Annotated in this window: 7 protein-coding genes; 5 read left to right on the top strand and 2 right to left on the bottom strand. The window is 55.8% G+C overall.

Annotation, left to right across the window (positions count from 1 at the left end; translation table 11 throughout):
* Window positions 1–46: 46 nt before the first annotated feature.
* The 3 genes from hmsP to HV242_RS22425 all read left to right on the top strand — a co-directional run bounded on the left by hmsP (window position 47) and on the right by HV242_RS22425 (window position 5,218).
* Window positions 47–2,053 (top strand): biofilm formation regulator HmsP, encoded by a 2,007-nt coding sequence (gene hmsP / locus HV242_RS22435; protein ID WP_025202803.1) that lies wholly within the window; start codon window positions 47–49, stop codon window positions 2,051–2,053.
* Between the two features lie 159 nt (window positions 2,054–2,212).
* Window positions 2,213–3,499: a dicarboxylate/amino acid:cation symporter gene (locus HV242_RS22430; protein WP_014172087.1), complete on the top strand. Its 1,287-nt coding sequence runs from the start codon at window positions 2,213–2,215 to the stop codon at window positions 3,497–3,499.
* 225 nt (window positions 3,500–3,724) lie between these two features.
* Window positions 3,725–5,218 (top strand): M16 family metallopeptidase, encoded by a 1,494-nt coding sequence (locus HV242_RS22425; protein ID WP_025202804.1) that lies wholly within the window; start codon window positions 3,725–3,727, stop codon window positions 5,216–5,218.
* Window positions 5,219–5,261: 43 nt separating this feature from the next.
* On the opposite strand, the gene kdgK is transcribed toward HV242_RS22425, so the two are convergent.
* A complete protein-coding gene (gene kdgK, locus HV242_RS22420) occupies window positions 5,262–6,191 on the bottom strand; it encodes a 2-dehydro-3-deoxygluconokinase (protein WP_050737717.1) in 930 nt (309 codons plus the stop codon).
* A 228-nt stretch (window positions 6,192–6,419) separates the two neighbouring features.
* On the opposite strand from kdgK, the gene pdeH reads away from it, so the two are divergent.
* Together pdeH and HV242_RS22410 are read left to right on the top strand one after the other, a co-directional pair.
* Complete coding sequence (pdeH, locus tag HV242_RS22415; RefSeq protein ID WP_032679195.1) at window positions 6,420–7,193, top strand: cyclic-guanylate-specific phosphodiesterase; 774 nt, start codon at window positions 6,420–6,422, stop codon at window positions 7,191–7,193.
* Between the two features lie 65 nt (window positions 7,194–7,258).
* Entirely contained in the window at window positions 7,259–9,301 is a 2,043-nt protein-coding gene (locus tag HV242_RS22410; RefSeq protein ID WP_044867314.1) for an AsmA family protein, read from the top strand.
* A 60-nt stretch (window positions 9,302–9,361) separates the two neighbouring features.
* Here HV242_RS22410 and HV242_RS22405 read toward each other — a convergent pair whose 3' ends face one another.
* Window positions 9,362–10,684 (bottom strand): MFS transporter, encoded by a 1,323-nt coding sequence (locus HV242_RS22405; RefSeq protein ID WP_014172082.1) that lies wholly within the window; start codon window positions 10,682–10,684, stop codon window positions 9,362–9,364.
* Window positions 10,685–10,687 lie beyond the last annotated feature (3 nt).

Here is a 10,687-nt window from a genome sequence, read left to right as displayed (position 1 = left end):
TTACACCCTGGTGCGCCCTGCGCTTCGAGTTTTGTGGAGAGTCATTTTGCGTGTCAGCCGTTCCTTAACTATCAAACAGATGGCGATGGTTTCTGCCGTCACAATGCTGTTTGTACTCCTTTTTTGCGTAATTTTGCTGTTTCATTCCGTACAGCAGAATCGCTATAACACGGCTTCGCAATTAGAAAGTATTGCCCGCTCGGTGCGTGGCCCGCTCTCTGCCTCTATTTTGAAAGGGGATATTCCCGAAGCGGAAACCATTTTAAAACGCATTCAGCCTGCCGGTGTCGTGAGCCGCGCAGACGTGGTGTTACCCAATCAGTTTCAGGCGCTGCGGATGAGTTTTATCCCCGAGCGACCGGTCCCCATGATGGTGATGCGACTGTTTGAACTGCCGGTGCAGATTTCGCTACCGGTCTATTCGCTTGAGCGTCCCGCGAATCCACAGCCGTTGGCCTACCTTGTTCTGCAGGCGGACTCGTACCGCATGTACAAATTCGTCATGAGCTGGGTTGTCACGTTAGTGACCACTTGCTTACTTATGACACTTATTCTGAGCGTGGCGCTGACCTGGTGTATTAACCGTCTGATTGTGCATCCGCTACGCCGGATTGCCCGGGAGTTGAACACGCTTTCACCGCAGGACCAGGTGGGGCATCAGCTTCCGCTGCCGCGTCTTCATCATGACGACGAGATTGGCATGCTGGTACGCAGCTATAACCTCAACCAGCAGCGGATGCAGCGCCAGCAGGATGAGCTGAACAGCAGCGCCACGCGCTTCCCGGTGTCGGAGCTGCCCAATAAAGCCTTCCTGATGGCGATGCTGGAACAGACTGTTGCCCGCCAGCAAACCACCGCGCTGATGGTGATCGCCTGTGAAACCCTGCAGGACACCGCCGGCGTGCTCAAAGAGAACCAGCGTGAAATGCTGCTCCTGACGCTGGTGGAGAAAGTGAAGTCCGTGCTGGCCCCGCGCATGGTGCTGACCCAGGTCAGCGGGTATGACCTGGTGGTGATTGCCAACGGCGTGAAAGAGCCGTGGCATGCGATCACATTAGGTCAGCAAGTACTCACTGTCATTAATGAGCGGCTGCCGATTCAGGGCATCCAGCTTCGTCCAAGCGCCAGCATCGGTATTGCGATGTACTACGGAGACTTAACGGCGGAACAGCTTTACCGTCGTGCTTTCTCGGCGGCGTTTACCGCCCGGCGCAAAGGGAAAAATCAGATCCAGTTCTTCGACCCGGAACAGATGGAAAGGGCGCAGCAGCGCCTGACGGAAGAGAGCGACATTTTGACCGCGCTGGATAACCGTCAGTTTGCCCTCTGGCTCCAGCCGCAGGTGAATTTGCTGACGGGCGAGGTGATCAGCGCGGAAGCGCTGCTGCGCGTGCAGCAGCCGGATGGTTCATGGGAATTGCCGGAAGGGCTCATTGAGCGCATTGAATCCTGTGGCCTGATGGTCACCGTCGGTTACTGGGTGCTGGAGGAGTCGTGCCGACAGCTTGCTGCCTGGCAGGAACGAGGCGTGACGCTCCCGCTGTCGGTCAACTTGTCCGCCCTGCAGCTGATGCATCCGACCATGGTGTCTGAGATGCTGGAGCTGATCCATCGTTACCGGATCAAGCCTGATACGCTAACGCTGGAAGTCACGGAAAGCCGGCGTATTGACGATCCTAATGAGGCGGTCGCGATTCTGAAACCGCTGCGTAATGCCGGTATACGCATCGCGCTGGACGATTTCGGTATGGGCTATGCCGGGCTGCGTCAGCTCCAGCATATGAAAACCCTGCCGGTGGATGTGCTGAAAATCGACAAAGCCTTTGTTGAAGGGTTGCCGGAAGACAGCAGCATGGTCCAGGCCATTATCCAGCTGGCCCGCAGCCTGAAACTGCAGCTGATTGCCGAAGGGATTGAGACAGACGCGCAGCGCACCTGGCTGGCTGAAGCGGGCGTGGAGGGCGGACAGGGCTTCCTGTTTGCACCGGCTGTTCCGTCGGATGTCTTTGAACAACGCTACCTTTCCGGTGGGGACAATAGCGCAAACGTGTAATTTTGTTGCTGGCTTGTGCGAGCCAGCTCAAAGTTCTTAACATTTGTGTTTCAAATTTGAACTGGGTTTATTTCTGTCCTGTTATACGGGTGTTATTTTAAAGCCGCAGGTTAACCATAACCTTACAAAGCCTGTGGTTTTTCTTCCCAAGGACACCCTATGAAAACCTCACTCTTCAAAAGTCTCTATTTTCAGGTCCTGACAGCCATCGCAATCGGTATTTTGCTTGGTCACTATTACCCTGAACTTGGCGCACAAATGAAACCGCTTGGCGACGCATTCGTTAAGCTCATCAAAATGGTCATCGCCCCGGTGATCTTCTGTACCGTCGTGACGGGCATCGCTGGCATGGAAAGCATGAAGGCGGTCGGCCGTACCGGTGCAGTGGCGCTTCTCTATTTCGAAGTGGTCAGTACCCTTGCGCTGATTATTGGTCTTATCATCGTGAACGTGGTGCAGCCCGGCGCGGGGATGAACGTTGACCCATCAACGCTGGATGCCAAAGCGGTCGCGGTGTACGCCGATCAGGCGAAGGACCAGGGGGTAGTGGCCTTCCTGCTGGACGTTATCCCAGGCAGCGTCATTGGTGCATTTGCCAGCGGCAACATTCTGCAGGTGCTGCTGTTTGCCGTCATGTTTGGCTTTGCCCTGCACCGTCTGGGCAACAAAGGCCAGCTGATCTTTAACGTCATTGAAAGCTTCTCGCAGGTCATCTTTGGCATCATCAATATGATCATGCGCCTGGCGCCTATTGGGGCCTTCGGTGCGATGGCATTCACCATCGGTAAGTACGGCGTGGGTACCCTGGTGCAGCTGGGTCAGCTCATCATCTGCTTCTATATCACCTGTATTCTGTTCGTGGTGGTGGTGCTGGGCTCAATCGCCCGCGCGGCAGGGTTCAGCATTTTCAAATTTATCCGTTATATCCGCGAAGAGCTGCTGATTGTTCTGGGGACCTCTTCATCCGAATCGGCCCTGCCGCGCATGCTCGATAAGATGGAAAAGCTGGGCTGCCGTAAATCGGTGGTGGGGCTGGTCATCCCGACGGGCTACTCCTTCAACCTTGATGGCACCTCGATATACCTGACAATGGCGGCCGTGTTTATCGCTCAGGCGACCAATAGCCATATGGACATTTTCCATCAGGTTACCCTGCTGGTGGTGCTCCTGCTCTCGTCTAAAGGGGCCGCAGGTGTTACTGGCAGTGGCTTTATCGTGCTGGCGGCCACCATTTCCGCGGTCGGACACCTGCCGGTGGCGGGGCTGGCGCTGATTCTCGGTATTGACCGCTTTATGTCTGAAGCCCGTGCCTTAACCAACCTCGTAGGTAACGGTGTGGCAACGGTAGTCGTGGCAAAATGGGTGAAAGAGCTGGATCACAAAAAGCTCGACGATACGTTAAATAATCGCCAGTCAGACAGCAAAACTCCTGGTTTATCCTCTTAATATTGTCACAAATGCCCGCATTCCCTTGTCGGGATGCGGGCTCCTGCGCATAATAACTGTTCGTACCTGTCATAATTCGACAAGATTTTTTTGGGTATATTTCACTTCTGACCGTGACGTTTTGTAGAACACGCGGTCTAATCGACGTGTTTTCATCGTCATCTTTTAGAGTGAAACGCGTCGCGAGACACTCTCTTTAACCAGGAATGTTGATCAGGGGTTCACATGCAGGGCACAAAAATTCGACTCTTAACCGGCGGTTTGCTGATGATGGCAGCAGCCAGTTATGTGCAGGCAGATGCGCTCCAGCCAGACCCGGCCTGGCAACAAGGGACACTAGCGAACGGTTTTCAGTGGCAGGTTTTAGCCACCCCACAACGTCCGAGTGACCGTGTTGAAATCCGTCTGTCTGTTAATACCGGCTCCCTCACGGAAAGCACTCAGCAAACCGGTTTTAGCCATTTTATTCCCCGACTGGCGCTCACGCAGAGCGGCAGTTTGCAAGCAGTTCAGGTGCGTTCGCTCTGGCAACAGGCCATTGATCCGAAACGCCCGCTTCCGCCGGCTGTGGTCTCGTATGACTACACCATGTTCAACCTGAGCCTGCCAAATAACCGTAACGACCTGCTCAAAGAAGCCCTTACGTATCTCGCCGATGCGTCGGGCAATCTGGCGATTACGCCGGAAACCGTTAACTATGCGCTGAGCAACAGTGACATGGTTGCCACCTGGCCTGTGGACACCAAAGAGGGCTGGTGGCGTTACCGCCTGAAGGGTTCAACGCTGCTTGGGCATGACCCGGCCGAGCCGCTGAAACAGCCGGTGGACGCTGAGCAGGTAAAATCGTTCTACCAGAAATGGTACACCCCGGACGCGATGACGCTTATCGTGGTGGGGAATGTGGACAGCCGTGCGGTGGTGGAGCAGATCAACAAAGCGTTTGGCGAACTGAAAGGCAAACGCGAAACACCGGCCCCTGTCCCAACGCTCTCTCCACTGCGTGCAGAGCCTGTCAGCATTATGACGGATACCGTTCGTCAGGATCGCCTCTCCGTCATGTGGGATAACGCCTGGCAGCCAATTCGTGAGTCAGCGGCGCTGCTGCGCTACTGGCGTGCCGATCTGGCACGTGAAGCGCTGTTCTGGCACGTTCAGCAGACGCTCAGCAAGAATAACGTGAAGAATATCGGTCTCGGCTTTGACTGCCGCGTGCTGTTCCAGCGTGCACAGTGTGCCATTAACGTTGAATCGCCGGGCGATAAGCTGAATGCGAATCTGGGCGTGGTGGCAAAAGAGCTGGCAAAAGTGCGCAAAGAGGGCCTGTCGGAAGAAGAGTTCAATGCGCTGGTCGCACAGAAAAAACTTGAGCTGCAGAAGCTGTTTGCAACGTATGCCCGCGCCGATACCGACATTCTGATCAGCCAGCGTATTCGCTCACTGCAGAATCAGGTGGTGGATATTGCGCCGGAGCAGTACCAGAAGCTTCGTCAGGACTTCCTGGAGGGGTTGACCGTCGATATGTTGAATCAGGACTTACGTCAGCAGCTGTCGCAGGAAATGGCGTTGATTCTTCTGCAGCCGAAAGGCGAGCCGGAATATGACATGAAGGAACTTCAGTCGACCTGGAATACCATTATGGCCTCCACGCCGCAGCCATCGCAGGCTGCTACGGCAGATGATTTGCATCAGGACGCAACGGATATCCCGCAGGGGCAGTAATGCCCCTCATGCAAAACCCTCTCCCTGTCGGAGAGGGTTTTTTTTACTGTGGCATTGCCTCACGCGGAATAATTGCCCCGCGATACTGGATCACGGTGCTCGCCGTCAGGTGTCCACGCTGGGCTGCCGCTTCAGGCGTCCCGCCCGTCAGACGCACCGCCAGATAGCCCGCACTGAATGAATCTCCCGCCGCCGTCGTATCAATCACTTTCTCTTTCGGCAATGTCACCGCAGGAACGTCGATGACGGCTTCACCTGCGATGGCGACCAGACATGAATCAGCCCCGCGCTTAATCACCACTTCACTTACGCCGGCGGCCTGCGTACGCGCAATCACCTCATCAACGGGTTTCTCACCCCACAGCGCATCTTCATCATCGAGCGTCAGGAAGGCGATATCGGTGCATTGCAGTATCTGCTGATAAACCTGCTGCGTCTCTTCACGGCTGGCCCACAGGCGCGGACGGTAGTTATTATCGAAAATAACCTTGCCGCCATTGGCGCGGCATTCACGCAGTAACGACAGCAGCTTTTCACGGCTGGCTGAGCTTAAAATAGCCAGGCTAATCCCGCTTAGATAAAGATAATCAAAGGTGGCTAACGCTTCGCAGATGGCAGCCGCAGCGTCGCTCTCCAGCCAGAATTTGGCCGCGGCTTCGTTACGCCAGTAGTAGAAGGTCCGCTCGCCGGTATCGTCGGTTTCAATGTAGTAAAGCCCCGGCAGGCGGTTTTCCATACGCTGTATCATCGAGGTGTCCACCTGCTCACTCTGCCAGGCTTCCAGCATTTGCTGGCTGAAACTGTCCGTCCCCAGGGCGGTGACGTAGTTCACGGTAAGGGCCTCAGGGGCAACCTGACGGGCAATATAAACGGAGGTGTTTAACGTATCGCCACCAAAACCGCGGCTGACTTCCGCGCCTTTTTGTGACAGCTCAATCATGCATTCGCCAATCACGGCAATTTTCTTGGTCATAATCGTGAACCTGAACAGAGTAATTTTCGGTAGTGTGCGCTGAGTGAATTATGCGGTCAACTATATTAAAACGACGTTCCATTATTTTATTTGAGCCAGCGCGTGTTCCTGTTAATTTCTGCCCGCTTAATTTCATTTTCCGGGTGAATTGAACATAAAGTTCTCAATTGCCGGGCCGATAACCCTTTGACGAGTCCAGAAAGGCCATCCAACAACAGGACATCTGAAATGAAGTCAGAGCAGGTTATCCAGCGGCTGAGCACTACGCCTGAGGCAAGTATTGAGAACTTGCAGGAGCATCGCTACTGGCTGCAATGTGAGCGTGCGTACACCTATCAGCCGATCTACCGAACGGACGGTCGACTGATGGCTATTGAAATTTTGACCGTCGTGACGCACCCGTCAAACCCCTCACAGCGTATCGCACCGGACCGCTATTTTGCCGAAGTTGCCGTGCGCCAGCGCCTGGATGTGCTGGAAGAACAGCTCCGTATGCTGGCAACCAAACAGGCCTTTTTCGAACAGCACGCCATCCTCGCCTCGGTCAACGTCGATGGACCCACCCTGCTGGCGCTGCGCCAGAACGCGAAATTACAGGAGCTGATCGCCTCCTTACCGTGGATGCGCTTTGAGCTGGTGGAGCATGTTCGTCTGCCACAGGACTCATCATTTGCCTCGATGTGCGAATTCGGCCCGCTGTGGCTGGATGACTTTGGCACCGGGATGGCGAACTTCTCTGCCCTCAGCGAAGTGCGTTACGACTACATTAAAGTGGCCCGCGACCTGTTCATTATGCTGCGCCAGACCCCGGAAGGGCGGAATCTGTTTACGCTGTTATTACAGCTGATGAACCGCTACTGCCAGGGCGTGATAGTGGAAGGTGTGGAAACGCTGGATGAGTGGCGTGATGTGCAAAATTCTCCCGCGGCGGCGGCACAAGGCTATTTCCTCTCTCGTCCGGTCCCAATGGATACCCTCGATTCCGTGATAACGATCCTCTGATCTGCCCGCTTCCCTTTGTCTGAACTATAGTTTTACAGGTAAGGTCATCAGGAAAGGGGATAACAATGACAAAAACAACCAGGGTAATCGCCTGGACAGCAGGGATTTTATTGTTGTTGATCGTGGTCGCCGTCGTCATTATCGCGACGTTTGACTGGAACCGCCTTAAGCCGACCATCAACCAGAAAGTCTCCACCGAACTCAATCGCCCCTTCGCCATACGCGGCGATCTCGGGGTGGTGTGGGAACGCCAGAAAGAGGAGACCGGCTGGCGAAGCTGGATCCCCTGGCCGCATGTCCACGCCGACGACATCATTCTCGGCAACCCGCCGGATATTCCTGACGTGACAATGGTGCATTTGCCCCGCGTAGAAGCCACGCTGGCCCCGTTAGCGCTACTGACCAAAACGGTTTACCTGCCGTGGATCAAGCTTCAGCAGCCCGATGCGCGTCTGATCCGCCTTTCCGAAAAGAACAACAACTGGACGTTTGATCTCGCCAGCAGCGACGAAAAAGATCCCAATGCGCAGCCCTCATCATGGTCATTCCGTCTCGACAATATTCTCTTCGATCGCGGGCGGATCGCCATCGACGACAAGGTTAGCAAGGCTGATATTGAGATCCTGGTCGATCCGTTGGGCAAACCGCTGCCGTTTAGCGAAGTGACCGGCGCAAAAGCGAAGGGCGATAATGCCAAAGCCGGGGATTATGTTTTCGGCCTGAAGGCCGAAGGGCGCTACAAAGGGCAGCCCCTGACCGGCACTGGCAAAATTGGCGGCATGCTGGCGCTTCGAAGCGACTCGACGCCGTTTCCTGTGCAGGCGGATTTCCGCTCCGGGAACACGCGGGTGGCCTTCACCGGGACCGTCAACGACCCTATGAACATGGGGGGCGTTGATCTGCGGCTGAAATTTGCCGGTGATTCGCTGGGTGAACTGTATGAACTCACTGGCGTCCTGCTGCCAGATACGCCACCGTTTGAGACGGACGGGCATCTGGTGGCAAAAATCGACACGGAAAAATCGTCGGTATTTGATTATCGCGATTTCAATGGCCGTATTGGCGACAGCGATATCCATGGCTCGTTGACCTACACCACCGGAAAACCGCGTCCGAAACTGGAAGGCGATGTGGAGTCTCGTCAGCTGCGGCTGGCCGATTTGGGGCCGCTGATCGGGATTGATTCCGGTAAAGGCACGAAATCAAAAGAGGTGAAGAAAGATCGCCAGCCGGCGGGGAAAGTCCTGCCTTACGATCGCTTTGAGACCGATAAGTGGGACGTAATGGATGCGGATGTTCGCTTTAAAGGGGGCAAAATCGAACATGGCAGTACGCTGCCGATCAGCAATCTTTCGACCCATATCCTGCTTAAAAATGCCGATTTACGCCTGCAGCCGCTGAAGTTTGGCATGGCGGGTGGGACCCTCTCATCGAACATTCACCTCGAAGGCGATAAAAAGCCGATGCAGGGGCGTGCCGATATTAAGGCCCGCCGGCTCAAACTGAAAGAGCTGATGCCGAACGTGGAATTGATGCAGAAAACCCTGGGTGAAATGAACGGCGATGCCGATATCCGCGGCGTGGGGAATTCTGTGGCTGCACTGCTCGGGAGCAGTAACGGTAACCTGAAGCTTCTGATGAACGACGGGCTGGTGAGCCGCAACCTGATGGAGATCCTGGGGCTGAACGTCGGGAACTACGTCATCGGGCAAATCTTCGGTGATGATGAGGTGCGGGTGAACTGTGCGGCGGCCAACCTGGATCTGGTCAACGGCGTGGCGCGCCCGCAGATTTTTGCCTTCGATACGGAGAATGCGGTTATCAACGTGACCGGCACCGCCAGTATGGCCTCCGAGCAGCTTGATTTAACCATCGATCCGGAAAGTAAGGGGATTCGTATCATCACCCTGCGTTCGCCGCTCTACGTGCGTGGGACCTTTAAAAATCCGCAGGCGGGTGTGAAACCCGGTCCGCTGATTGCGCGCGGCGCGGTGGCGGCAGCACTCGCGACGCTGGTTACGCCAGCGGCGGCGCTGTTGGCGTTAATTTCGCCGTCAGAAGGGGATGCGAATCAGTGCCGGAACATTTTGTCGCAGATGAAAAAATAACGTGCGGCTTTCGGGACCTTTACCCTCTCCCTGGGGGAGAGGGTATCAGGCCGCGGTGAATTACAGAGACTGGTGCTTCGTCTCGTGGGTCAGCAGAAGGGCAATCAGCGTCAACGCTGCCATGGCGGCCAGGTAAACGCCCACGTAGAACAGGCCATAATTTGCCTGCAGCCAGGTGGCGATATAAGGCGCAACGGACGCACCCAGAATAGAGGCAACGTTATAGGAGAACGACGCGCCGGTATAACGCACTTCCGTCGGGAACAGCTCTGGCAGCAGCGCGCCCATCGGGCCGAAGGTCAGGCCCATCAGGCTCAGACCAATGAGCAGGTACGCCATCACCAGCGCAGGGCTACCTGAACCCAGCAGCGGCGGGAAGACGAACAGGGCAAACAGAATGATCAGCGTGGTGATAACAATCATGCTTGAGCGACGACCAAACTTATCCGCCAGCAGGCCGGCAATCGGCACCATGACGCCAAACCCAATGACCGCCATCATCAACATCCACAGCACTTCGTTACGCGGCAGGCCGAGCCCAACCGGCGCGGCGGCTGTGCTGAACGTCATTGAATAGACCGTCATGATATAGAACAGCGTGTAGGTCGCGAGCATGATAAACGTGCCCAGTACCGTCACGCGGACGTGTTTAGTCAGCAGCGTACCCAGCGGCACTTTTACCTGTTTTTTCGCGGCGGCAACTTTAGCGAAAACCGGCGTTTCGTGAAGCGACACGCGGACATACAGGCCAATCAGCACCAGCACGGCGGAGAAGACGAACGGAATACGCCAGCCCCAGCTCATGAACTGTTCGTCCGTCAGCAGCCAGGAGAGCAGCAGGAAAGTCCCGTTCGCAAAGAAGAAGCCAATCGGTGCGCCAAGCTGCGGGAATGAACCGTACAGCGCGCGTTTGCGTGCCGGTGCGTTCTCCGTGGCCAGCAGCGCCGCACCCCCCCATTCACCGCCCAGCCCCAGACCCTGACCAAAACGCGCCAGCGCCAGCAGCATCGGGGCCAGAATACCAATGGTTTCGTAGGTAGGCAGCAAGCCGATAGCGACGGTGGAGATCCCCATCGTCAGCAGCGAGGCTACCAGCGTGACCTTACGGCCGATGCGATCGCCGAAGTGTCCAAACAGGGCAGAGCCAATCGGACGCGCAACAAACGCGATCGCAAAGGTAGCCAGAGACTGCAGCGTGGCTGCCGTCGGGTCACCCTGCGGGAAGAAAATATGCGGGAAGACAATGACCGCTGCGGTGGCATAAATGTAAAAGTCGAAGAACTCAATGGCGGTGCCAATCAGCGAGGCGACGACAACTTTGTTTCGCGAGTTAACCGGCGCGGTTTCCGCGCCGGAGTCGAGTGTTGTGGCTGTTGCTTGCATAAT

The organism is Enterobacter sp. RHBSTW-00593 (assembly GCF_013784105.1).
Lineage (GTDB): Bacteria > Pseudomonadota > Gammaproteobacteria > Enterobacterales > Enterobacteriaceae > Enterobacter > Enterobacter ludwigii.
The sequence above is the reverse complement of the archived record's forward strand: the minus strand, read 5'-3'. Positions and strand labels throughout refer to the sequence as shown.

Coding starts and splice junctions, on each gene's coding strand:
- HV242_RS22405 (WP_014172082.1), bottom strand. CDS start 10,684: ATGCAAGCAACAGCCACAACACTCGACTCCGGCGCGGAAACCGCGCCG.
- HV242_RS22425 (WP_025202804.1), top strand. CDS start 3,725: ATGCAGGGCACAAAAATTCGACTCTTAACCGGCGGTTTGCTGATGATG.
- HV242_RS22410 (WP_044867314.1), top strand. CDS start 7,259: ATGACAAAAACAACCAGGGTAATCGCCTGGACAGCAGGGATTTTATTG.
- pdeH (WP_032679195.1), top strand. CDS start 6,420: ATGAAGTCAGAGCAGGTTATCCAGCGGCTGAGCACTACGCCTGAGGCA.
- kdgK (WP_050737717.1), bottom strand. CDS start 6,191: ATGACCAAGAAAATTGCCGTGATTGGCGAATGCATGATTGAGCTGTCA.
- HV242_RS22430 (WP_014172087.1), top strand. CDS start 2,213: ATGAAAACCTCACTCTTCAAAAGTCTCTATTTTCAGGTCCTGACAGCC.